Source organism: Bradyrhizobium diazoefficiens USDA 110, from assembly GCF_000011365.1.
Lineage (GTDB): Bacteria > Pseudomonadota > Alphaproteobacteria > Rhizobiales > Xanthobacteraceae > Bradyrhizobium > Bradyrhizobium diazoefficiens.
The window spans coordinates 4,479,333-4,503,052 of sequence record NC_004463.1; the positions used below are offsets into that span (position 1 = coordinate 4,479,333).

The 23,720-nt window shown below is 64.6% G+C and carries 23 protein-coding genes; 14 read left to right on the forward strand and 9 right to left on the reverse strand.

Translation table 11 applies throughout. The annotated features are described in order from the left end of the window. Nucleotides 1-139 precede the first annotated feature (139 nt). From BJA_RS20080 to BJA_RS20110, 7 genes are all read left to right on the forward strand, one after another. Entirely contained in the window at nt 140-793 is a 654-nt protein-coding gene (locus BJA_RS20080; RefSeq protein WP_011086826.1) for a tetratricopeptide repeat protein, read from the forward strand. A gap of 30 nt (nt 794-823) precedes the next feature. Beyond that, nucleotides 824-1,375: a hypothetical protein gene (locus tag BJA_RS20085; protein ID WP_011086827.1), complete on the forward strand. Its 552-nt coding sequence runs from the start codon at nt 824-826 to the stop codon at nt 1,373-1,375. A gap of 49 nt (nt 1,376-1,424) precedes the next feature. Beyond that, nucleotides 1,425-2,807: a ribosome biogenesis GTPase Der gene (gene der, locus BJA_RS20090; protein WP_011086828.1), complete on the forward strand. Its 1,383-nt coding sequence runs from the start codon at nt 1,425-1,427 to the stop codon at nt 2,805-2,807. Between the two features lie 199 nt (nt 2,808-3,006). Beyond that, nucleotides 3,007-4,050, forward strand: a complete 1,044-nt coding sequence (locus tag BJA_RS20095; RefSeq protein ID WP_038967550.1) for a hypothetical protein — start codon at nt 3,007-3,009, stop codon at nt 4,048-4,050. 14 nt (nt 4,051-4,064) lie between these two features. Further along, nucleotides 4,065-4,376, forward strand: a complete 312-nt coding sequence (locus tag BJA_RS20100; protein WP_038967549.1) for a hypothetical protein — start codon at nt 4,065-4,067, stop codon at nt 4,374-4,376. Further along, nucleotides 4,345-5,733, forward strand: coding sequence for a TCR/Tet family MFS transporter (locus BJA_RS20105; protein ID WP_011086830.1), 1,389 nt, complete (start codon nt 4,345-4,347; stop codon nt 5,731-5,733). Before BJA_RS20100 ends, BJA_RS20105 begins: the two co-directional genes overlap by 32 nt. 176 nt (nt 5,734-5,909) lie before the next feature. Further along, nucleotides 5,910-6,605, forward strand: a complete 696-nt coding sequence (locus BJA_RS20110) for a hypothetical protein (protein ID WP_011086831.1) — start codon at nt 5,910-5,912, stop codon at nt 6,603-6,605. A gap of 64 nt (nt 6,606-6,669) precedes the next feature. Here BJA_RS20110 and BJA_RS20115 read toward each other — a convergent pair whose 3' ends face one another. After that, nucleotides 6,670-6,885, reverse strand: coding sequence for a hypothetical protein (locus tag BJA_RS20115; RefSeq protein ID WP_164930920.1), 216 nt, complete (start codon nt 6,883-6,885; stop codon nt 6,670-6,672). A gap of 226 nt (nt 6,886-7,111) precedes the next feature. Here BJA_RS20115 and BJA_RS20120 point away from each other — a divergent pair, with 226 nt between their 5' ends. Beyond that, nucleotides 7,112-9,115 (forward strand): autotransporter outer membrane beta-barrel domain-containing protein, encoded by a 2,004-nt coding sequence (locus BJA_RS20120; RefSeq protein ID WP_244423868.1) that lies wholly within the window; start codon nt 7,112-7,114, stop codon nt 9,113-9,115. 235 nt (nt 9,116-9,350) lie between these two features. Here BJA_RS20120 and BJA_RS20125 read toward each other — a convergent pair whose 3' ends face one another. From BJA_RS20125 to radA, 6 genes are all read right to left on the reverse strand, one after another. Next, the gene (locus BJA_RS20125; RefSeq protein WP_028171062.1) at nt 9,351-10,577 is read right to left on the reverse strand and encodes an ABC transporter substrate-binding protein; all 1,227 of its coding nucleotides are present in this window, start codon (nt 10,575-10,577) and stop codon (nt 9,351-9,353) included. A 164-nt stretch (nt 10,578-10,741) separates the two neighbouring features. After that, nucleotides 10,742-11,890 (reverse strand): hypothetical protein, encoded by a 1,149-nt coding sequence (locus tag BJA_RS20130; RefSeq protein ID WP_011086834.1) that lies wholly within the window; start codon nt 11,888-11,890, stop codon nt 10,742-10,744. 101 nt (nt 11,891-11,991) lie between these two features. Then, a complete protein-coding gene (locus tag BJA_RS20135) occupies nt 11,992-12,732 on the reverse strand; it encodes an SDR family NAD(P)-dependent oxidoreductase (protein WP_011086835.1) in 741 nt (246 codons plus the stop codon). A 138-nt stretch (nt 12,733-12,870) separates the two neighbouring features. After that, nucleotides 12,871-14,394, reverse strand: coding sequence for an amidophosphoribosyltransferase (gene purF, locus BJA_RS20140; protein ID WP_011086836.1), 1,524 nt, complete (start codon nt 14,392-14,394; stop codon nt 12,871-12,873). 28 nt (nt 14,395-14,422) lie between these two features. Further along, nucleotides 14,423-15,052, reverse strand: coding sequence for a CvpA family protein (locus BJA_RS20145; RefSeq protein ID WP_011086837.1), 630 nt, complete (start codon nt 15,050-15,052; stop codon nt 14,423-14,425). Between the two features lie 166 nt (nt 15,053-15,218). Further along, complete coding sequence (gene radA / locus BJA_RS20150) at nt 15,219-16,664, reverse strand: DNA repair protein RadA (RefSeq protein ID WP_011086838.1); 1,446 nt, start codon at nt 16,662-16,664, stop codon at nt 15,219-15,221. Nucleotides 16,665-16,868: 204 nt separating this feature from the next. On the opposite strand from radA, the gene BJA_RS20155 reads away from it, so the two are divergent. Together BJA_RS20155 and BJA_RS20160 are read left to right on the forward strand one after the other, a co-directional pair. After that, nucleotides 16,869-18,026, forward strand: coding sequence for an ABC transporter substrate-binding protein (locus BJA_RS20155; RefSeq protein ID WP_038967546.1), 1,158 nt, complete (start codon nt 16,869-16,871; stop codon nt 18,024-18,026). Further along, on the forward strand, nt 18,026-20,095 hold the full coding sequence (locus BJA_RS20160; protein ID WP_011086840.1) for a putative bifunctional diguanylate cyclase/phosphodiesterase: 2,070 nt from the start codon (nt 18,026-18,028) through the stop codon (nt 20,093-20,095). Before BJA_RS20155 ends, BJA_RS20160 begins: the two co-directional genes overlap by 1 nt. Before the next feature lie 11 nt (nt 20,096-20,106). Here BJA_RS20160 and BJA_RS20165 read toward each other — a convergent pair whose 3' ends face one another. Continuing rightward, nucleotides 20,107-20,832, reverse strand: a complete 726-nt coding sequence (locus tag BJA_RS20165; RefSeq protein ID WP_028171067.1) for a sulfite exporter TauE/SafE family protein — start codon at nt 20,830-20,832, stop codon at nt 20,107-20,109. Nucleotides 20,833-21,018: 186 nt separating this feature from the next. Between BJA_RS20165 and BJA_RS20170 the strand changes: the two genes are divergently transcribed. The 3 genes from BJA_RS20170 to BJA_RS20180 all read left to right on the forward strand — a co-directional run bounded on the left by BJA_RS20170 (nt 21,019) and on the right by BJA_RS20180 (nt 22,684). Then, nucleotides 21,019-21,336 (forward strand): hypothetical protein, encoded by a 318-nt coding sequence (locus BJA_RS20170; protein ID WP_011086842.1) that lies wholly within the window; start codon nt 21,019-21,021, stop codon nt 21,334-21,336. 76 nt (nt 21,337-21,412) lie between these two features. Continuing rightward, nucleotides 21,413-21,781, forward strand: a complete 369-nt coding sequence (locus BJA_RS20175; protein WP_038967545.1) for a GFA family protein — start codon at nt 21,413-21,415, stop codon at nt 21,779-21,781. Nucleotides 21,782-21,865: 84 nt separating this feature from the next. Next, nucleotides 21,866-22,684: a DUF4886 domain-containing protein gene (locus tag BJA_RS20180; protein ID WP_011086844.1), complete on the forward strand. Its 819-nt coding sequence runs from the start codon at nt 21,866-21,868 to the stop codon at nt 22,682-22,684. A gap of 1 nt (nt 22,685) precedes the next feature. Here the strand turns inward: BJA_RS20180 and BJA_RS20185 are convergent, their stop codons facing one another. Beyond that, nucleotides 22,686-23,456 carry an exodeoxyribonuclease III gene (locus BJA_RS20185; protein WP_011086845.1) on the reverse strand — a complete coding sequence of 257 codons (771 nt, stop codon included), beginning with the start codon at nt 23,454-23,456 and terminating at the stop codon, nt 22,686-22,688. 40 nt (nt 23,457-23,496) lie between these two features. On the opposite strand from BJA_RS20185, the gene BJA_RS20190 reads away from it, so the two are divergent. Then, the gene (locus tag BJA_RS20190; protein ID WP_028171072.1) at nt 23,497-23,715 is read left to right on the forward strand and encodes a hypothetical protein; all 219 of its coding nucleotides are present in this window, start codon (nt 23,497-23,499) and stop codon (nt 23,713-23,715) included. The last annotated feature ends 5 nt before the right edge of the window (nt 23,716-23,720 follow it).

A 23,720-nucleotide genomic window follows, 5' to 3' on the forward strand; every position in this document is an offset into this window, starting at 1 on the left:
GGGTGGTTAACGCCTTGATCGGGCTCGCTTTGCCTTGCCACCGCCATATCGTTAGGCTACCTCGCCGCCACGCGGGGGACGGGATTCCTGACGCGAACGCTGTGGCGCGCGCACCCGGACGGGCATGGGATTAGCATAAGTGTCTGAATTATTTGACGAAGTCGACGAGGAAGTACGTCGCGAACAGCTCAAGAAGCTGTGGGAAAAATATTCGATCTACTTCATCGCCCTGATGGTGCTCATCGTGGCCGCTGTGGGCGGCTGGCGCGGCTACCAGTATCTGGAGGCCAAGAAGGCCGCCGAGGCCGGCGCCGCCTTCGAGAAGGCCGTCGAGCTGTCAGAGCAGGACAAGCATGCGGAGGCCGAGACGGCCTTCACTGAGCTCGCCGCCAAGGCTCCGTCGGGCTATCGCACTCTGGCGCGGCTGCGTGCTGCGGCCGAGGCCGCTAGCCGCGATCCCAAGGCCGCCGCCAAGATGTACGACGACATTGCCGCCGACCGCGGCGTCGGCGGCGAGTGGCAGGATCTGGCGAAGATCCGCGCCGCCGGCCTGCTGGTCGACAGCGCCAGCTACGCCGACATGCAGCAGCGGCTGGAGGCTTCCGCCACACCCAAATCGACCTTCCGCCACAGCGCCCGCGAGTTGCTGGCGCTGTCGGCCTGGCGCAACAACGACACGACCGCAGCCCGCAAATGGCTCGACGCGATCGCAGAGGACGGCGAAACGCCGCCGGGCCTGCGCTCGCGCGCCGAGGCGCTCCAGGCCCTGCTGCCGCCCGTCGCCAAAAGCTGACGGTCCCGAGAGCTGAGACGAGACACCGATATGCGCCGCACGCCACGCTTGATCGCAGCCGCCGTCCTGATCGCCTTCACGGGCGTGCTGGGCGGCTGCTCCAGCTTCGATCCGAGCGACATGCTCGATTTCCTCGACACCAAGAAGAAGCTGCCAGGCGACCGCAAGCCGGTCTTCCCGGAGGGCGTGCCGGGCCTCGAGCAGGGTGTGCCGAAGGACATGTACAAGGGCGCACAGCAGCAGCCCGATCCGAATGCGCCTGCCGTTGCGGCTTTGCCCACGGAGCCGCCGCCTGAGCCGGCCAAGCCGGCGAAGGGTGCGAAAGCGAAAAAGACCAGACAGCCGGCTGCCAGCGCGGCCGCGCCCGCCGATGCGCCTGCCGGCGAAGTCGATGGCGAGGCCCAGCCGGAGGCCGCGCCGCCCGCGGCCGCTCCGCAGCCCAAGCAGAAGATCGTACGCAAGCGCACCACCGCGCCGCCGCCCGATCAGCCCGTCCAGCAGGCCCAACCGACTCAGAGCACGCAGCAGCAGTCGCAGGGCGGCTTCCCGGCGCCGCTGCCGAGCGGCAGCTTCTCGCGCTAATAATTTCATTGCATTGACAGGCGCGGCCTTCGCAGCGCACGAATGACCGATGTCCTTCACGATTGCCATTATCGGCCGGCCCAATGTCGGCAAATCGACGCTGTTCAACCGCCTGGTTGGGCAAAAGCTCGCGCTCGTCGATGACCTGCCGGGTGTCACCCGCGACCGCCGCGAGGGTGAGGCCAGGCTCGGCGACCTCGAATTCACCATCATCGACACCGCCGGCCTCGACGAGGGCGCCAAGGGCTCGCTGACCGCGCGGATGCAGGAGCAGACCGAGGCCGCGATCGCGCAGGCCGACGCGCTGTTCTTCGTCGTCGATGCCCGCATCGGCCTGACGCCGACCGACCGCGCCTTCGCCGACTTCGCCCGCAGGGCCAACAAGCCGGTGCTGCTGGTCGCCAACAAGAGCGAAGGCAAGCATGGCGATGCCGGCGCGATGGAAGCCTTTGCGCTTGGTCTTGGCGATCCCATCCAGATCTCGGCCGAGCACGGCGAGGGCATGGGCGAGCTTTATGACGCCCTCGCCAAGCTGATGCCGGAGCCCGTCGAGGAGGATGAGGACGAGGACGACGCGCCGCTCTCCGAGGAAGAGGCCGCGACGCGCCCGATCCGGGTCGCCATCGTCGGCCGGCCGAATGCCGGCAAGTCGACGCTGATCAACCATTTGCTCGGCGAGGAGCGCCTGCTGACGAGCCCGGAGGCCGGCACCACGCGCGACTCCATCGCGGTCGAGATCAACTGGAAGGGCCGCGAATTTCGCGTGTTCGACACCGCCGGCCTGCGGCGTCGCTCGCGCATCGAGGAGAAGCTCGAAAAGCTCTCGGTCGCCGACGCGCTGCGCGCGGTGCGCTTTGCCGAAGTCGTCGTGCTGATGATGGATACGCAGAACCGCTTCGAGGAGCAGGATCTGCGCATTGCCGATCTGGTCGAGCGCGAGGGCCGCGCGCTCGTGCTCGCCGCCAACAAATGGGACCTGATGGAGACCAAGGGCGGCGGCGCGATCTCGGGCCTGCGCCGCGACGCCGACCACTGGCTGCCGCAGGTCAAGGGCGTGCCGATCGTCGCGGTATCAGGCCTGATGGGCGAGGGCATCGATCGCCTGATGCAGGCGATCCAGGACGCTTACGCGGTCTGGAACAGACGCGTGTCGACGTCAGCGCTCAATCGCTGGTTCGAGCAGGCGGTCCAGGCCAATCCGCCGCCGGCTGTGTCCGGCCGCAGGCTGAAGCTGAACTACATCACGCAGACCAAGGCGCGGCCGCCGAGCTTCGTGCTGTTCTGCTCGCGTGCCGACGCGGTGCCGCAGTCGTACCTGCGCTATTTGACCAATTCCATGCGCGAGGCTTTCGATCTGCCTGGCACGCCGGTGCGCATCACCTTGCGCGAGAAGGCCAACCCCTTCGCCCATAAGCGCAAGCGGCCGTCGTGAAGGGCAGGTCGGCTGCTCAGTGCCCTTAGAGCCACAATTTTTGCTTCGGCCGTCTTCGCGCTAAGTGCCTTTTTGGCAACAGTTCCAGAATCTCATTGGCATCTGCTGGACTGCTGGCGCAGGAGGGTGCAACTTAAGATTTTGATAAAGTAACAGCGCATCCGTGCTTGATGTGCGCGGCTGAGCGGAGGCTATTGTGATGAAGCGGAGCTTTTTCGCTGCCGCCGCAATCCTGTCTCTCATGTCTACAGGTTGCGCGATCCACCCATTGCCCGAAGACGTGACAGGCGTCAAAACCTATCACATCGTTCGCCAAATTCGATGCGAAAGCCGCGATACACTTCGACGGTTTGTCATCAAGTGGCTGCACCAGATCGGTCCTAAAGTCCCGACGGCCGAAGACCTTGCCCTGCAATACGAGAAAGAGCCGGCCTCGATAAAAGACTTCCACTACGATCTATTCAAGGGCGCGGCTCTTGTTCGTGTGCGCTCCGCTGCGAAACTGTTTTACGACGCTGGGCTCGCTTATAGTTTCGACCTCACCATGACGGAGGATAATAACCTTTCGACCGACGTGAACTTTCTCAAGCCTCTTACCAATTCGCAATACACGCTCGGTCTGCACGGTTCAGCCAACAGAGCGCGGGTAAACCAGCGCACATTCACAGCGACGGATACTTTCAGCGGTCTGCTGACAAAGGTACCTGAAGCGTATTGTGTAGGAAAAGTCGTCGGTCCAAACTACATTTATCCGATTGCGGGGCACATAGGCATCGATGCTGTTATCGAAGACTTCATCAACCTGACGCTGTTCGCCAATTTGGCAGGCGGTGATGCCAAGCCGGGCGTCGGCGGCAGTCCTCCTACCATGGCTGACAAGCTCACCTTCACCACGACGGTGTCCGCGTCTGCTGTTCCAGGAGTTACGTTTACTCCCGTAACTGATGCGTTCCAATTGACGAGCGCGACCGGAACCGGACTTGCTGATCGGACCGACGTGCATCAGGTGACGGTGGGAGTCGCGATTGCACCCACGGGGGTGGTCGAGTTGGATCCGCTTCGATCCTACCTCTTCTCCTCATCTCGCGGCGGAGCCGCAGCCGATCCGACTGATCACATCACACGGAGTCCTCTCATCGTTGGTCGGCGTGTGATCGGAGGCGGCAGCCCGTCCGAGCGGCTTGCGGTTCTGGCGGCGGATCAGGCCAAGAGCCCGGAAGTTGAAGTTAGGCGGCTTCGGTAAACCAGGAGGGCATTATGGCGAACAAGGCAAAAGGGGCGAAGAAGGCTGGCAAATCCAAGGCTGCAAAGAAGTCGTCTTCGACAAAGAAGATGCTCAGAGTTCCGCTGCACTCCGTCGTGCATTTTGTCAGGATGCTCCACGACGAAAAGCATGCGGCGAATTTTGTGAAGGCCGCACGGGATTCGAAAGCGGTCGTGGCTCTGCATCCCGCAACAGTCGACTTCGTCAAGAACTTCGTTGCGGACAAGCAACTTCACCATGCAATGGTAACCAAGGTGGTCGATCCGTGTCCGGATGATCCTTTCGAGTGTCATTTCAGGGACTGAGTTCGGAAGCCAAAGTGCGGATCCGGATTTCTCTTCTGTTCCAAGGATCAATGCGATTCTAGGATTCGGATGCCGAGATTCGATATCTGGAGGCTCCTTGTTGCCGAATACGTCTAAAGTGGCGCCGGTCCGGCGCGGGGCGGTCGCCTTCATCTTCGTCACCATCCTGCTCGACATGCTCGCGCTCGGCGTGATCATGCCGATCCTGCCAAAGCTCATAGAGAGCTTCGTCGACAACGACACCGCACACGCGGCCCGCATCTTCGGCCTGTTCGGCACCGCCTGGGCGTTGATGCAGTTCGTGTTCTCGCCGGTGCTGGGCGCGCTGTCGGATCGTTTCGGGCGGCGGCCGGTGGTGCTGCTGTCGAATTTCGGGCTCGCCGCCGACTACGTGCTGATGGCGCTGGCGCCGTCGCTGGTGTGGCTTTTCATTGGGCGCGTGATCTCCGGCATCACCTCGGCCAGCATCTCGACGGCGTTTGCCTATATTGCCGACATTACGCCGCCGGAGCGGCGCGCGGCGATCTTCGGCAGGATTGGCGCGGCCTTCGGCGCCGGCTTCATCCTGGGCCCGGCGCTCGGCGGCTTGCTCGGCGACGTCGATCCGCGCCTGCCGTTCTGGGCGTCGGCGGCTTTGAGCTTCGCCAATGCGCTCTATGGGCTCCTGGTCCTGCCGGAATCGCTGGCGCCCGACAAGCGCGCGCCGTTCCGCTGGACCAGCGCCAATCCGGTCGGGGCGCTGCGTCTGCTGCGTTCCAACGCGATGCTGGCTGCGCTGTCGGTCGTCAACTTCATCGCGCAGGTCGCGCATGTCGTGCTGCCGTCGACCTTCGTGCTCTATGCGACCTATCGCTACGGGTGGGATTCCAAGACGGTCGGGCTGACGCTCGCGATGGTCGGCATCTGCGCCATGGTAGTGCAGGGGCTCGCCATCGGCCCGATCGTGCGCGCGCTCGGCGAGCGGAACACACTGTTGCTGGGCCTGTGCTGTGGTGCGATCGGGTTCGTGATCTTTGGCGCAGCGCCGACCGGACCGCTGTTCTGGATCGGCATTCCCGTGATGTCGCTGTGGGGCATCTCGGGTGCCGCGATGCAATCGCTGATGACGCGGCTGGTCGCACCCGATCAACAGGGTCAGCTGCAGGGCGCAACCGCGAGCGTGCAGAGCGTGTCGCAGCTCGTCGGGCCGTTCCTGTTCACGCTGACGTTTTCATACTTCATCGGCACCAGCGCGCCCTGGCAATTGCCCGGCGCGCCATTCCTCCTCGCGGGCGCGCTGATGGTGGTATGCGTGGCCATTGCGATGCGGACGCTGGCGACAGTCGCATCCGCCCGGCAGACTGGTGCCCGCGAATAGGACGGTTGCGACTGTCGCCAATTCGCAACAGAGATTCCGATTCGTCGGATTCTCGCCAGACGTGCGTACATGGAGCCTTTCGGCGGCGATACTTAGCCTGTTCAATAAATCTGTTGATTCGTTCTTTTTGCAATTGAAGGCCGGGGCCGCCGACGCCTCGGAAGCAAGCCATTCAAATGACGCGCCTGCCGATTCGGATATGGTGTTTCCCTCGGCAGCGCTTGCTGATTTGGCGAGCTGCCGCTGCAATTGCGATCACGGCTACCGTCACGCTGGCTCTGATGGGCGGGGCGTATGCGGCCTGTTCGCCGGCGGCCGACAATAGCCCCAATCCGCCGCCAGGCACGACCATTACATGCTCGGGCGTGACGACCGATCAGAACGGGACCAACGGTTACGGGACGGGCAACCAGACCGGCATTGTCATCAATGTCGATAGCGGTGCCTCTGTCACCGGAAGCGTGAATAGCGGAATTAATATCGGCAACGCTACGGTCAGCAATTCGGGAAGCATCACAGGCGCAACGAACGGTGTCTTCTCTCAAAATGACGTCACCGTCACCAACAACACCGGCGCCACCATCACCGGCACTGTCCTATCCGGCATCGGCTCGAACAACGGCAGTGTGACTGTCGTCAACTCCGGCACGATCACGGGCAACGCAAACGTTGGCGTATTCGCCTTCGTCAACGCCACGGTTACCAACAATGCGGGCGCCACCATCGCCGGCGATCTCGGCGTCAATTCCGGCTATTCCGCTGTCGGAAATGTCACCAATGCCGGCAATATCATCGGCACCTCTTACGGTTTCATTGCCTACGGCACGGGGGTCGTCTCCAACGCTGCGGGCGGTCTGATTTCCGGCGGATAAGCGGTGTCCAGGCCAACCAATTGTTGAATGTCACCAATGCCGGCACGATTACCGGTACGACCAGCTATGGCCTGGAGGTGACCGGCAATATGGACGTCACCAACGCCGCCGCCGGGACGATTACCGGCGCAACGGCTGCCATCCGCGCCAACAGCGGATCGATTTCGGTAACGAATTTCGGCACCATCTCGAGCCCCACCGGCTTTGCCGCCTCTGCGAATGCCAATCTGACAATAACGAACGGTGTCACTGGAAGCATTACCGGCGGCATGGCTGCCAATTTGGGCTTTGCTCACGTTACCAATCACGGGACCATTTCCGGTCTCAACAATATCGCCATCTTTGCCTTCACCGACGTCAATGTAACCAACGGCGTTGGCGGGCAGATCACGAGCCTGATCAACAACGGAATCTATGCCAGCAATGGCGTCGCAACCGTCGTCAATTCCGGAACCCTAAGTGCCGGCGGCTTTGGCTACGCCATTCGCGCCGAGACGAGTGCGGTGGTGACCAACAATGCCGGCGCGCAGATCAGTGGCGGCGACACCGGCGTCCGCGCCAGCCTCGGATCCGTCTCAGTCATCAACTACGGCTCCATTTCCGGCCTTGCGGGCAACGGCATCTATGCGAGCACGGGTGGGTCGGACGTGTTCAATGCGGGGACCATCACTGGAGGAACGGCCGCGATCCAGTTCGCCGGTAGCGGCAACGTTCTCACGCTCGCGCCGGGATCGGTGATATCGGGCAACGTGCTCGGTGGGGGCAGTGATACGTTCCAACTCGGGGGCAGCGGTGCGGCGACCTTCGATGTCAGCACGTTGGGTGCGGCGGCCCAGTATCGGGGGTTCACGACCTTCAACAAGGTCGACGATTCAGTCTGGACGCTGACTGGCACCGGCTCCTTCTCCGGTGATGTCAATGTCGGCGGCGGGGCGCTGATCGTGAACGGCAACATCGCATCGGCCAGCAATCTCGTTGTCAATGCCGGCGGCACGTTGGGCGGCAACGGCATCGTCGGCAATACCGTCATCAACGGCGGCATTCTGTCTCCAGGCAACTCGGTCGGCACCATCAACGTTCAGCGCAGCCTCGTCTTCACGGCCGCCTCGACCTACCTTGTGCAGGTGTCATCGGCGGCTTCCGACCTCACCAATGTGACGGGGGCGGCGACGTTGGCCGGGACGGTTCGGGTTGCGCTCGCCAACGGCACCCTTCGGTTCAATTCGCCCTATACCATCCTGACCGCGGGGGCGCTGAACGGTTCGCGCTTTGATTCGGTGGCGACGCCGACGGGAATTTCCGGTTCGCTGACCTATTCGGGCGGCACGGTGCAGCTTGTTCTGGCCTCGGGCCTTGGGGAGATTGCCGGCCTCAACATCAACCAGCAGGCCGTCGCCACCGCGCTCGACATGGCGTTCAATTCCTTCGGCAACGTTCCTTCGGCGTTTGGCGGTATCTTCGCCGGCAATGTCCCGGCGAACCTGACACAGGCCTCGGGCGAGCTGGCGACAGGTTCGCAGCAGACAACATTCGACGCGATGAACCTCTTCGTCAATTTGCTGGCCGATCCGTTTACCGCTGGCCGCGACGGGACCGCACCGACGCCCGTTTCATTTGGGAAAGAGGGAGCAGCCGATAGCTATGCCGGCGGTCGCCGCCGGCCCGGTGCCGAGCGTGACGCCTACGCCATGATCGCCAAGACGCCGAGCGCGATCGATTTCGGCCAGCGCTGGAGCGTGTGGGGCGCGGGCTATGGGGGCTCGCAGACCACCGACGGCAATGCCGTACAGGGATCGAACACGTCCACCAGCCGCATCGCTGGCACGGCCGTCGGCGCCGATTATCGGATCTCTCCATTCACCCAGGTCGGGTTCGCCTTGGCCGGCGGCGGTACCAACTTCGTCGTCGCCAACGGTCTCGGTTCGGGACGCTCCGACCTGTTCCAGGCCGGTGCATTCGTTCGTCATACGGCCGGCTCCGCGTACGTCTCCGGCGCCCTGGCCTATGGCTGGCAGGATATCACGACGAACCGGACGGTCACGATTGCGGGCAGTGACCAGTTGCGTGCGCAGTTCAACGCCAATGCGTGGGCGGGGCGTATCGAGGGCGGCTATCGCCTCATCACCCCATGGGCCGGCATCGGCCTTACGCCCTATGCCGCCGCGCAATTCGCGACCTTCGAGCTGCCGGGCTATGCCGAACGGGCCATCGTCGGTGCCAACACCTTTGCGCTGGCCTATGCGGCCAAGACCGCTACCTCGCCGCGCTCCGAATTGGGATTCCGCACCGACCGATCGTTGGCATTGCCGGGAGCGATCCTCACCCTGCGCAGCCGCTTCGGCTGGGCACATGACTACAATATCGATCGCGGCATCGCCGCCACTTTCCAGGGCGTTGCCGGGCGCATCCTTCGTCGTCGGCGGTGCATCGCCTGCGCGAGACGCGGCGCTCACCTCGGCAACCGCCGAGGTGAATTGGCTGAACGGTTTCTCGCTCGCCGGGACCTTTGAGGGTGAGTTCTCGAACGTCACCACAAGCTACTCCGGAAAGGGCGTGGTGCGCTATGCCTGGTAGGAAGCGCTCGTCCGCGTTGTAGAGACGCGACGTAGAGAAATGGCGCGAGCGGCGCCTTGCCCGCCGGTAGCAGGCCCCAAACGCAAATGCCCGGGACATCGAGCGCGAAGACGCGCTTCGCGCTCTCGCCCGGGCATGTCGTCGTGGAGCCTGTGCGCGTCCGCTACGCGGTCACTTCTTGACCAGCGGGCACTCGCTGGCTTCGAGCGGCTTGGCGGCGTCTTCCGGCGCGATGGTGGCCACCAGCTTGTAGTAATCCCATGGGCCCTTCGACTCTTCCGGCTTCTTCACCTCGAAGAGATAGGCCGGGATGAGGCGGCGGCCGTCGGCGCGCAGCGGGCCCTTGCCGAACAGCGGATCGTCGGTCGGCAGCTCCTTCATCTTGGCGACGACCTTGGCGCCGTCATGCGGATTGCCGCCGAGCGCGTCCATTGCCTTCAGGTAGTGCAGGATTTCCGCATAGAGGCCCGCTACCGTCATCGAGGGCATCGAGCCCTTGGGCGACACTTTCTGGAAGCGCTTCGACCATTCGCGGGTCTGATCGTTGAGGTCCCAGTAGAAGGACTCGGTGAAGGTCAGCCCCTGTGCCGTTTTCAGGCCCAGCGAATGCACGTCGTTGATGAACAGCAGCAGCGCGGCGAGCTTCTGGCCGCCGGCCACGATGCCGAACTCAGCCGCCTGCTTGATCGCGTTGGTGGTGTCGCCGCCGGCGTTGGCAAGGCCGATGACCTTGGCCTTCGACGACTGCGCCTGCAGCAGGAAGGAGGAGAAGTCGGAGGAGTTGAGCGGATGCTTGACGCCGCCGAGCACCTTGCCGCCGGTGGCCGTGACCACGGCGCTGGTGTCACGCTCCAGCGCGTGGCCGAAGGCGTAGTCCGCGGTCAGGAAGAACCAGCTGTCGCCGCCGGCTTTGGTCAGGGCCTTGCCGGTGCCGTTGGCGAGCATGTAGGTGTCGTAGGTGAAGGAGACGGTGTTGGGCGTGCAGGCCTTGCCGGTGAGGTCGGCCGTGGCGGCGCCCGAATTGAGCAGCACCGAATTCTTATCCTTGACGAGGTTGCTCACCGCGAGTGCAACGCCGGAGCTCGGCGTGTCGGCGATGGCGTCGACCTTGTCGGCATCGATCCATTGCCGGGCGATGTTGACGCCGATGTCGGGCTTGTTCTGGTGATCACCCGAGAGGACATCGATGGTCCAGCCCTTGGCCTTCAGGCCGGAATCTTCGACCGCCATTTTCACCGCGGCGACCGAGTTCGGGCCGCCGATGTCGGCATAGAGGCTCGACATGTCGTTCAAGACGCCGATCTTGACGGTCTTGTCTTGCGCGAAAGCGGATGTGGAAAAACCGAAGGCGGCACAGGCCAGAAGGGCCGCGGAGCGGCGCGCGAATGTCGTCATAATAGATTCCCTCCATTGTCAAACATGCGGACGGCTCTCTTGCGGAGCCTTGGTCCGGCTGATGGCTCTACCGTGTCCCACGGCCGGCGGCAATGCGCCTAAAGCCGGATGACGCTGCGTCGTTACGTCATCCGTCGGTTAACTTTTGGGCAAAATGCGTTGAGGCGCTATTTGAGCGCGTCCGACGTCAGCTTGAATTTCTGGATGCGCTTTCCGGTATCGACCTCGGCGGTATAGACGTTACCCTTGGCGTCGATCGCCATGGCGTGCACCCAGTGGAATTGACCGGCATTGCGGCCGTTGCGCCCGAAGCTGCCGACCACGCTGCCGTCGTCGCGCCTGATCACCCTGATCTCGTTGTTCTCGCCGTCGGCGCTGAGCAGCCAGGTCTGCTTTGGATCGGGCCAGATCGCGATGTCCCACACCGCGCCGTTGCCGAGCGTGTTCTTCTCGAAGAAGAACTCCTTCACGAAGGTGCCGTCCTTCCTGAATACCTGGATGCGGTTGTTGATGCGGTCGCAGACATAGACGAGCCCGTCATTGGCGAGCTTCACGCAATGGACGGGATTGCCGAATTGCTGCGCAACCGGCGCCTTGGGGTCGTAGGGACCTTGCTTGTCGTCGTTGGGCTTGTTGCCGTAGGCGCCCCAGTGCCGCTTGTAGGCGAGCGTCGTCGCGTCGAAGACGATGACGCGGCGGTTGCCATAGCCGTCGGCGACGTAGATCTCGTTCGCCGCCTTGTCGATCGCGGTCTCCGCGGGCTTGCCGAGTTGCGTGGTGTCGTTGCTGCCGAGGCTCGGCGCGATCTTGCCGATCTGGGCGACGAACTTGCCGTCGAGCGTGAACTTCAAAATGGCGTTGTCATTGTCGGCGTTGCCGCCGACCCAGACGAAGCCGCGCTCGTCGACCTCGATGCCGTGCTCGCGGCCGACCCATTCGTAGCCTTCGCCCAAGCCGCCCCAGGACCGCAGCAGGTTGCCGTCGGTGTCGAATTCGAGCACGGGCGGCGCCGAGACGCAGCATTTCGAGCGCGGCGGATTGAGGCTTGCGCCTTTCTCGTCATCGGTGAGCGAGCGCGGGCGATGGATCACCCAGATATGGCCCTGCCAGTCGACCGTGATGCCGCCGACCTGGCCGAGGATCCAGTTGTTCGGCAGCGGCTTTGGCCAGGCGGGATCGACGGCGAAGGTCGGGACATCGCCGGCGGTCGCAACGCCCGGAAGCGCAAATGTGAGTGCCGCGATCAGGATGGAGAAGGCGTGAGAGACGCGTGCGAGCGCACGGTCAACGCGTCCGCGATCATGCGATGGTGCCATCGCAACCTCCCTTTTTTTGGCCTGCGGCTTGCTGCCGCTTGAGCACGGGCAGTCAATCGCGGGGAGGAGGCCAAGTCAATTGGCCAAGCCAATCAGGTCAATCAGGCCGGCGGGCGGAAGCTCATCAAGGTTCGCGTCTTGTAGTCGTAGAACTTGCCGGTCTCGGTCCAATCAGGCGCGCACATCGGCACGATGAATTCGGCGACCTGCTCGGCGGTGTCGAGCGTCGCGGGATCCTCGCCCGGCATCAAGGTGGCGCGCATGCGGGTGCGGACCGGGCCGGGGTTGAACAGGTTGACACGAAGAGGCGTGTTCGCGGTCTCCTGCGCCCAGGCGCGCGCCAGCGTTTCCAGCGCGGCCTTGGAGGCGGCGTAGGGGCTGACATAGGCGGTCGCCTTGTTGGCGGCGCCCGAGGTGATGAACACGGCGCGGCCGGCATCGGACTGCTTCAGCAGCGGCTCCATGCAGCGGATGAGCTGGAAGTTGGCGGAGACGTTGACGGCCATGACGTCGTTGAAGGCCTTCAGCTCGATATGGCCAATTGGCGAGGAGGGGCCGAGCACGCCGGCATTGCCGACGAGGATGTCGAGCTTGCCGTAGCGCTCGTGCAGGCCTGCGCCCAGCCGCGCGATGCCGTCGGAATCGGTGAGGTTGAGCGGTACCAGCGTGGCGCTGCCGCCCTCTTTCCGGATCTCGTCGTCGAGCTCTTCCAGCCCGCCCTGCGTGCGCGCCACCGCGACGATGTGTGCGCCGGCCTTCGCCAGCGCCTTGGCCGTGGCGAAGCCGATGCCACGCGAGGCGCCGGTGACGAGAGCGATGCGGTCGGCGAGGGGATTTGTCATGGCGGGGTTTTACAGCCGTGGATGGCCGGGACAAGCCCCCCGCATCCCCGTCATTCCGGGGCGCGCGTAGCGCGAACCCGGAATCTCGAGATCCCGGGTTCGGTCCTTACGGACCGCCCCGGGATGACGGCTTCGCCGTCAGCTCGCCTCCGCCAGCAGCGACAATTGCCGGGGCTGCTGCTCGGTCTGGGTCTGGTCGGTGAGGTGGGTCGGATACGCCCCGGTGAAGCAGTGATCCGAGAACTTCGGATTGGCCGGGTCGCGGCCGGGCTCGCCCATGGCGCGGTACATGCCGTCGATCGACAGGAAGGCGAGCGAGTCGGCGCCAATGATCTCCCGCATTTCCTCCAGCGAATGCGTTGCGGCCAGCAGGCCGCCGCGGTCCGGCAGGTCGATGCCGTAATAATCGGGATAGAGGATCGGCGGCGAGGCGAGGCGGAAATGCACTTCCTTCGCGCCTGCATCGCGCATCATGCGCACGATCTTCTTCGAGGTGGTGCCGCGCACCAGCGAGTCGTCGATCAGGATGATGCGCTTGCCTTCGATCGCGGCGCGGTTGGCCGAATGCTTCATGCGCACGCCGGATTCGCGGATTGCCTGCGTCGGCTGGATGAAGGTGCGGCCGACATAGTGGTTGCGGATGATGCCGAGCTCGAACGGCACGCCGGAATGCTGGCTGTAGCCGACAGCGGCGGGCACGCCGGAATCCGGCACCGGCACGACGACGTCGATCGGCACGTGGCTCTCGCGCGCGAGCTGCGCACCAAAGGCCTTGCGCACCTCGTAGACCGAGCGGCCGTGGACGATGGAATCCGGACGGGAGAAATAGATGTATTCGAAGATGCAGGGACGCGGCGCCATCGGCGGGAACGGCTTGTGGATGTCCTGGCCGTTCTCGTCGAACACGATGACTTCGCCCGGCTCGATGTCGCGGATGAAGCGCGCGCCGATGATGTCGAGCGCGCAGGTCTCCGACGTCAGGATCGGGCAGCCATCGAGCTCACCGAGCACCAGGGGGCGGATGCCGCGCGGGTCGCGCGCGCCGACCAGCTTCTTGTTGGTCAGCGAGACCAGCGCATAGGCGCCCTCGATCTCGCGCAGCGCGTCGATATAGCGCTCGATGAAGCGGCTGCGCCGGGAGCGCGCGACGAGGTGCAGGATCACCTCGGTGTCGGTGGTCGACTGCATCATCGCGCCGTTCCTCACGAGCTCGCGGCGCAGCGTCAGGCCGTTGGTGAGGTTGCCGTTATGGGCGACCGCAAGGCCGCCGGCGTTGAGTTCGGCGAACAGCGGCTGCACGTTGCGCAGGATGGTCGCGCCGGTGGTGGAGTAGCGGACATGGCCGACCGCCATGTTGCCGGGCAGGCGGTCGATCACCTCGCGGCGGGAGAAAGTGTCGCCGACGAGGCCGAGGCGGCGTTCGCTGTGAAAGCGGCTGCCGTCATAGGAGACGATGCCGGCGGCTTCCTGGCCGCGGTGCTGAAGGGCGTGGAGGCCGAGGGCGGTGATGGCGGCGGCGTCGGGGTGGCCGTAGATGCCGAATACGCCGCATTCCTCGCGGAGCGTATCCCCCTCCAGATCGTCCTGAAGCTCTAGCGCGGCCGGGCTCAAACCGGCTTTTGGATCGAGATCAAGTTGGGCGTCCTGGTCAGGGTGTCGCATCTCGTCCGCGCCTCTCTTTAGGGCCTAATCAACGCGCCGCAGGTTTCTCGATCAGCTTTTTCAGGCTGTCACGAGCAGGTTTACTGTATCCGTCGCCACTGCCCGAAGGCTGCTGCTCGGAATCAGCTTGATCATCATCTGGTTTGTTTTTCTTGAATCTCTTCAAGATGGTGTTCTCGGGGTCGTCCGGCAAGAGCGCCATCAGCCAATCGCCGGTTCCCTGGAGCACCACGCGGGATTTCGCCCCCGTAACCCAGTCCGGGCGCTGCTTGTCCGGCACCAGCCAGGTGAAGAACAGGAAGGCGACCACGACGATCAAAAGGCCGCGAGCCAGCCCGAACAGGAAGCCGAGGGTGCGGTCCAGCGCGCCGATCCGCGAATCCAGGATCATGTCGGAGATCCGGACGGTGATCACGGAGACCACGACCAGGGTACCGACGAACACGCCGGCGACCACGACCACACTCGCGACCGTGTCGTTGTTGAAATAGGTCTTTGCGGTCGGCAGCAGCTTGGAGAAGGAGTACAGCGTCACGATCGCCGCCGCGCCCCAGGCTGCGATCGACAGGATTTCGCGCATGAAGCCGCGGACCATCGCAAGCAGGCCCGAGATCAGCATCACACCGAGCAGGATCAGGTCGAGGAGTGTTACTGGCATCGGCTGGTCTGGTCCGCTCGTACTTCAAAGGTGCTCAGCGAATCGGTGTTTGGCCGCCGTCCTAAAAGAGGGGCAGACGGCGTTCCCGGCAAGGCCGCAACCACGCAATCCCATGCTGCTTTTGTGACGGCTGTATAGCGGCGGGGGCCGGGGACGTCACCTCCGGCTACCCCTCTCCGCGGCGGAATCTTGCCGGTGTGGCATTTTTCTCTGCCGATCCGCCGGATTCGCCCCGACGGGAGCCGCGGGCGGCGATCTCGGCCACCAAAGTCGTCAGGCTGTTCACCGCATTGAGCGACAGTCCGGCGTCGCCGCCGGCTTCGCCCCGGGCCGATTCGGGCAGCACGGCGCGCTGGAAGCCGAGTTTTGCCGCTTCCTTCAGCCGGGCCGGGGTCTGCGCCACCGGACGGACCACGCCTGAGAGCGAAATCTCGCCGAAATAGACTGCATCCGTGGGTAACTGCGCATTAACCAGGGACGAAACCAGTGCCGCCGCCGCGGCGAGGTCGGCCGCCGGCTCGTGGATGCGCAAGCCGCCGGCGACGTTCAGATAGACGTCATGGCCGGACAGCTTGACCCCGCAATGGGCTTCCAGCACCGCCAGCACCATCGAGAGGCGGCTCGGATCCCAGCCGACCACGGCCCGGCGCGGGGTGCCGAGCGAGGTTGGTGCGACCAGTGCCTGCAATTCGACCAGGACCGGCCTTGTGCCCTCGATGCCCGCAAACACCGCGGTGCCCGGCGTGCCGAGATCGCGCTCCGACAGGAACAGTTCGGAGGGATTGGTGACCTCGCGCAGACCAAGGCCGGTCATCTCGAACACGCCGATCTCGTCGGTTGGCCCGAAGCGGTTCTTGACGGCGCGCAGGATGCGGAATTGCTGCGAGCCTTCGCCCTCGAACGACATCACGGCATCGACCATGTGCTCGACCACGCGGGGGCCTGCGATCTGGCCGTCCTTGGTGACGTGGCCGACCAGGATGATGGCGGCGCCGGTTTTCTTGGCGAAACGGATCAACGCCTGCGCCGAAGCGCGCACCTGCGTGACGGTGCCGGGCGCGGATTCCACGGTGTCGGTCCACATGGTCTGGATCGAGTCGATCACGATCAAGCGGGGAACCGCGCCCTCCGACAGCGTCGAGACGATGTCCTCGACCGAGGTCTCGGCCGCAAGTTGCACCGGCGCGTCCGACAGGCCGAGCCGCTCGGCACGCAGCCGCACCTGGGCGATGGCTTCTTCGCCGGAGATGTAGACGATCCGATGCCCGGCGCGCGCCATCAGACTGGTCGCCTGCGTCAGCAGTGTCGATTTGCCGATGCCCGGATCGCCGCCGACGAGGAGCACCGAGCCGCGGACGAAGCCGCCGCCGGTGACGCGGTCGAGCTCGGTCATCCCCGAGGACAGGCGCGGCGCGTCCGGGCTCTTGCCGGCAAGGCTCTCCAGCGCAAAGGTCCGGCCCTTGCGCTTGGAGCGGATCGAGACCGGCACGCTGCCGCTCGTGTCCTCCTCGGCGAGCGTATTCCACTCGCCGCAGGACTCGCACTTGCCCTGCCAGCGGTTATAGGCCGCGCCGCAGTTCTGGCAGACGAAGGAAAGCGTGTTCTTGGCCATGGGGACAGTTGAGTCGGGGGTCTTGATGTCAGCTGATAGCACGGAATGGCGGGCCGCGAGGCCGATCGCCCGCGCGCCCAATATCGCAATTCAACGCAACCAATACACCCTTTGTTAGTTCTAGGCCCCAGCGCCGCACCGGGCTTTGCCAAATGTTAGCGGACGACGGTCCAGTTTCGGAACCAGTACGGGGTGACGAGACCAATGACGATATTTTTGCGGATATTGCTCGCCGTGGGCATGGCCTGCGGCGTCCTGGCGCCTGCCGGCCGTGTCGTCGCGGCTGACGCCAAATCCCTCAACATCGTCTTCGTGAATCCCGGCAAGACCGGCGAGGTCTATTGGGACATGGTCGCGCAGACCATGCAGGCCGCCGGCCGCAAGCTTGATGCGCATGTCGAGGTGCTGACCAGCGAGCGCAACTACCGCACCATGCAGGAACTGGGGTTCGGCGTCGTGGCACGTCCCGACAAGCCCGACTTCCTCATTCTCTCGAACGAGGAATCCGCCGCCGTTCCGATCCTGGAAGCGGCCGAGGTCGCGGGCGTCAAGACACTGCTGCTCTCGAACACGCTGATCGGCGAGGATGCGGCGCGGCTCGGACCGCCGCGCCAGACGCTCAAGACCTGGCTCGGCGACATCACGACCGATCTTCAGACCGCGGGCGCGCGGATGGCGAATGCGCTGATCAGCGCGGCGCGTGCCGAGAAATGGCAGAGCCCGGACGGCAAGATCCACATTCTCGGCATCGGTGGCGACGAGATCACGCCCGCCTCGATCGCGCGCAACGCCGGGCTCCAGCTTGCGGTGGCGGCCGCGCCCGACGTGGTGGTGGACCGGATGCTGTTCGCCAACTGGACGCAGTCGGAGGCCGAGCAGGTCACGGCGAATTATCTGAGCTGGGCCGCGCGCAAGGAGATTCGGCCCGCCGGCATCTGGGCCGGAAACGATCCGATGGCGCTCGGCGCGCTTCGCGCGGCGACCGCTGCCGGCCTCATGCCCGGTCGGAATATTCAGGTGGTCGGCCTCAACTGGTCGGAGGATGCACTGCGCGAGATCAGGGCCGGCCGTCTGCTCCTGACCGACGGCGGCCACTTCCTGCTCGGCGGCTGGTCGATCGTCCTGCTCCGCGACTACGCCGATGGCTGCGATTTCGCGGCCACATCGCCCCGCGTCGAGGCCAAGACATCCGCGATCACCCGCGACAATCTCGCTGCGGTCGGAGACCTCATCAAGACGCGCGCCTTCGATCGGATCGATTTCGCGCGTTTCAGGGCGAGGGCAGGGCGCTGCGGCCAGTACGATTTCTCCGTCGATGCGCTGATTTCTTCGCTGACGCTGCCGGAAGGCATCGCTGACTGATGCGGAACGGTGACGACATGACCGATCCGGATCGCAAGCAGCAAGCGGCGGCGCCGTCGCGCTCGCGCTCGGTGGTCCGCGCGATGATCTGGGCCACCGTGCCGGTGCTGCTGGTGGTGCAGTTGCTCGCCTCCGCCGGCGTCGAGGCATCCAGCTTCTGGTCGCAGATCAGGCAGCTCGACGCGCGCATTGCCCGCACGGCCGAGAGCCGCGCCGAGCTGATCGCCGAGCCGCTCTGGAAGATGCGTTACGACCAGGTCACGAACGTGCTCAATGAGATCATGCACGACGAGACCATCGCGGCGGCGGCCGTCTATGACGACACCGGCGCTGCAATCGCCCGCGTGGTGGCGCGCCCCTCCGGGCAGGCGGTCGCGGAGGTGTCGCGTCCGATCAACTACAGCAACGGCAACATGGCCGTGCAGGCCGGCCGCATCGCGATCGCCTATTCCTACGCGACAGTCTACGCCGACACGGGCAGCCGTCTGATGCGGCTGCTGATCGTTGGCCTGCTCGCAACGCTTGCGACCGTGGTCGCAATGCGGATATCGGCGAACATCTTCATCGGCAAGCCGCTTGACGCAATCATGTCGGCGATCCAGCGCAGCAAGCGGGATGGTCGCGCCTATCCGGCGGACATCACATCGTCGAACGAATTCGGCCAGCTCGCGCACGCCTTCAACGCGATGCAGCACACGACGTCAGGTGCGCTCGACCGGCTCGGGCACATGGCGTCGCACGACCCGCTTACGAGCCTGCCCAATCGGCGCTCGCTGTCCGAGCGCCTGGTGACCTTGAGCGGCGATGCAGGCTCGCCGGATTCCCTGATCGCCTTCTGCTTCATCGATCTGGACGACTTCAAGGGCATCAACGACACTTTCGGTCATGATGCCGGCGACAAGTTCCTGGTCCACATTTCCGGGCGTCTCCGCGAGGCGGTCGAGCCGCAGGATTGGGTGGCGCGGCTCGGCGGCGACGAATTCGTCGTGATCCGCCCCGAAGTCAGCAACGAAGCGACCGCGCAGGCCTTCGCGCGCCATCTGCTGGCCGCGATTTCCGAGCCGATCCGGCTTCACGACAAGCAGGTCGTGCCGCGGGCCAGCATCGGTCTTGCCGTGCGCCGCGCCGACGATCCCGAGCTATCGCACCTGCCGGCGCTCGCCGACATCGCGCTCTACCATGCCAAGACCAAGGCGCCCGGCACCGTCGCGGTGCTGAACGAGGCGCTCCAGCGCGACTACCGCCGTCGCAGGGAGCTCGAGCTTGCCATTCCCACAGGCTTCGCCGAGGGCCAGTTCGAGGTCTGGTATCAAAGCCAGGTCGACCTCGACAGCCAGGGCGTCGTCGGCCTGGAGGCGCTCATTCGTTGGCGCCACCCTGAATATGGCGTGATCGGTCCCGGCGAATTCCTGTCACTGATCGAGCGCAGCGGCAACAATGCACGGCTGACGCGCTATGTGCTGACCGATGCCTGCCGCGCGCTGCGACATCTGGCTGCCGCCGGCAGGCCGGATATCCGGATCGCGATCAACCTGCCGCCGTCCGAGCTCGCCGACCATTCGCTTGCCGCCGAGCTGCGCGAGACCTGCCAGCGCTTCGGCGTCGCGGCATCGTCGCTCGAGCTCGAGATCACCGAGGGTTCGCTGATCAACAACATCGCCAGCGCGTCCGAGACGTTGCACCGCCTGCGGCGCCTCGGCGCCACCATCGCGCTCGACGATTTCGGCACGGGCTACAGCTCGCTCGCCCATCTCAGGCGTTTCCCACTCGACAAGGTCAAGATCGACAAGGCCTTCATCAGCGAGATTCCGGACAGCGCGGAAGACAAGGCGATCGTTGGCGTCATCGCCTCGCTCGCCGGCACGCTGGGGCTGACGCTTGTCGCGGAAGGCATCGAGCGGCCCGAGCAAGCTGACGCCATGCGCGAGATGGGTGTGATGCTCGGGCAGGGTTATCACTATCATCGGCCGCAACCGCTCGCGGCCGTGCTGCAATGGCTCGAGGGACAGGCGGCTGGGAGCCGCGTCGTCACCGACAGCCCGTCGATCGCGCCCGAATTTGCCGCCTGAGCGCTGTGCGGCTACGGCTGTGTCGCGTTCCAGAACATCGAGAGCCCGGCTGCGATCATGATCGCGTCCATCAGCAGGCGGAACATCTCGGGCTTCAGATGCAGCACGAAACGCTTTGCGATGAAGGCGCCGGCCATCAATGACGATCCTGCGATCAGACCTTTGATGAACACATCGCTCGTCAGTGCGCCGAAGCGCTCGAAGGTCACGGACTTCGCGAAGTAGAGGCCGAGCGAGGCGGCCGCCTCGGTGGCGAGGAATGCGCCCTTGGAGAGGCCGTAGAACAGGAACAGCGGCACGCTGAGCGGCCCGGTCGAGACCACGATGCCGGTGAGATAGCCGATGACGGCGCCGCCGATCGCAAGATGCCAGAGATTGGCCTTGAGGTCGTGCCGCGCCAGCCAGTGCCGGACCGGCACCATTGCGATCAGGAAGATGCCGATGGCAAGATCGACGGTGTGGGAGGGGAGCGCGAGCAGCGTGCGCGCGCCAAGCGCTGCGGCCGGAACACCCGTCACCGAATAGGCCGCGCAGGCCCGCCAGTCGACCTCGCGCCACCAGGCCAGGATCCGCGAGAAATTCGCCATGACGGAGGCGACCGCCATGATCGGCACGGCTTCCTTCGGCCCATAGGCGTAGACCAGCACCGGCATCAGCATGATCGACGAGCCGGTGCCGACGATGCCTGAGATGGTGCCGGCGACGAGGCCGACGGTGAGGACGAAGAGGAAGGCCAAGGGCGGGGCTCCGGGAATCGGACGAATGTAGCCCGTGGCCGGCAACCGTGCCCAGCCGCATCGACATCGCCTCTTGGTTAATCGGCGGTGTCGCAGGAACCGCCAATCCGACCCGCTCGGCGGCCTGGTCCTTAGAATTTGAAGCGTATTGATCGGAGCGCTCGCCTAGAGAATTTGAGGTCCGCGATGCCGGATCACCATTCCTTCTCCGCGCTCGACCGCCATGCCGTGCTCAGCGGGTCCGACAACGGTTTTCCCTGGTACGCCGGCGCGATGCTCGCGGTCGAAGCGAGTAAAGTGGTGCGGCTGCGCTGCGAGAAGCTCAGCCAGGGCGATGAGGCCGCCGGGCAGGAGGCCGTGCTGATGGTGAGCGAGAAGATCGCTGCAGCCTTCGAGGCCGCCGCGGGCCTGCTTGCGGGGGCAACGCCGGCCGCCATCGTCCGGCGCTATCGTGAGCATGTGGCCGCGAATGCCAGGCGCCTCTCCGTGAACGAGACTCCATGAGGGAATTGCGCTGCTGACAGCATGTTGGCAGCAGGGGCCGGCTACGACCATCTCCTGACAAAACGGAGAGGTGGTCATGTCGATCGAGGCGAGCTGTCATTGCGGTGAAACGGTGTTCGAGGTGACGGAGGCGCCCTCCAGCGTGACGCGCTGCACCTGTTCGCTCTGCGCCAAGCGCGGCTCGCTGTGGGCCTATTACAAGCCGGCGCAGTTTCGTCTGCTGTCGCCGCCGGAAAACGTCACGACCTATCTCTGGGGCAGCCGCACCGTCAAACACCATTTCTGTGCGAGCTGCGGCTGCGGCACCTATTCGGAGTCGCCGGACTGGTCGACCGGCAAGCCTGACTTCGACAACCCCAAGGTCGCGGTGAACGCGCGCCTGTTCGACGATTTCGACCTCGACGCGGTACCGGTGAACATGATCGACGGCAAGAATTTGTGGTGAGGATGCCGCCTCCCGTCCTCTTGAGGCTGGCGGAGAAAGCTGATCTGTTTCCGGCCTCGGTGAGAAGAAAAGGCGAGGAAACCCATGATGCGTCTTTTGACGCGAGCGATGCTCGCAATGTGTCTGGGAGTTGTAGTCAGCTTCAACGCGGCGCAGGCGCAGACCAGGCCGAAGGTCACGACGCTCGGACCTGACTTCCCCAAGGCGGCGCTGTTCGTCGGGAACAGCTTCTTCTATTACAACAACGGCATGCCCTGGCATCTCTCCTTCATGGAGCGGGCTGCGGATGCGGCCAACAAGGCGGCGTATCGCAACACCATGGTCACGATCGGCGGCTCCGGCCTCGACTGGCACGACATGGACAATCTGCTGCGGCCGGGCGGCATCGGCGCCTACTCCTTCGACGAGCAGAACGTCGTGGTCTTCAACAAGCCCGGCAGGCAGTTCGAAGCGGTTGTGATGATGGATTGCAGCCAGTGCCCAATCCATCCGCAATTGAAAGACGCCTTCGTCGCCTTCGCGAAGAAGGACAGCGAGATCGTCCGCGCCCACGACATGCGGCCGGTGCTGTTCATGTCCTGGGCCTACGCCGACAAGCCGGAGATGACGGAAGGACTGGCCGAGGCCTATACGCTCGCCGGCAATGCCAATGATGCGCTCGTCATTCCCGCGGGTCTTGCGTTTGCGCGCGTCCGCAAGCTTCAGCCCGAGCTCAATCTCTATGCGCCGGACAAGCGGCATCCGAGTCCGGCCGGCACGTATCTGGCGGCCTGCACGACGCTCGCCGCGCTGACAGGTCGCACGCCGGTCGGCAATTCCTACACGATAGGGCTGGATCCGGAGACGGCGCAACTGTTGCAAAAGGCGGCGTGGGACACGGTGCAGGAGTATTACGGGCTCTGATCTAGCGCAGGACGATCCAGGCCGGCGCGTGATCGCTTGCGCCGTCCTCGCCGCGCACCTTCTTGTCGACGCCGGCCTTGGCCAGGCGTGAAATAAGGGCAGGGCTGAGCAGCAGATGATCGAGCCGCAGGCCGGCATCGCGCGGCCAGCGGTTCCGCTTATAGTCCCAGAAAGTGTAGATGCGCTTGTCCGGATGAAGCTCGCGGATCGCGTCGCCCCAGCCTTGCGCGACGAGCGAGGCAAATGCCGCGCGGCTCTTCGGCTGGATCAGCGCATCCTTGTCCCAGGACCTCGTCGGATAAATGTCGATCGCCGTCGGCGCCACGTTGTAGTCGCCGGCGAGCACCACGGGCAGATCCTGCTTGATGAAGGTCTTGGCGTGGCGCTTCAGGCGCGCGAACCAGTCAAGCTTGTAGTCGAATTTCGGCCCCGGCTGGGGGTTGCCGTTGGGCAGGTAGATGCTGGTGACGATGATGCCGCGCACGGCGGCCTCGATGTAGCGCGCCTCGTGATCGTCGCTGCCGCCGGGCAGGCGGTCGCGGGTGAGAATGGGCTCGGCATCGCGGGCGAGGATGGCAACGCCGTTCCAGGTTTTTTGTCCACGCCATACTGCGCCGTAGCCGGCCTTTTCGATGGCTGCCGCCGGAAATTCGCCATCACTTGCCTTCAATTCCTGGAGCGCGACGACATCTGGCTTTGCCGCGCGCATCCATGCCAGCAGATTGGGCAGGCGGCGGTTGATGTTGTTGATGTTGAATGTCGCGATCTTCATGTAGAGCTAGCGGCTCCTGCCTTCCGTCACCGGAGATACAATGTCCAAGTTGAACTTTGCTGCTCTCGTCGTCGTGGCCGCGATCTCCGGAGCGGCTTCGGCACAATCGTCCGATCCACGCGGCGCGTGCAAGGCGGATTACGACAAGTTCTGTGCCGGCATTGCGCCGGGCGGCGGCATCGTCGCCTGCCTCAACGGCAAGCGCGACCAGCTCAGCGCGACCTGCAAGGCGGCGCTGGACAACAGGAAGAAGAAGTAGGCGGC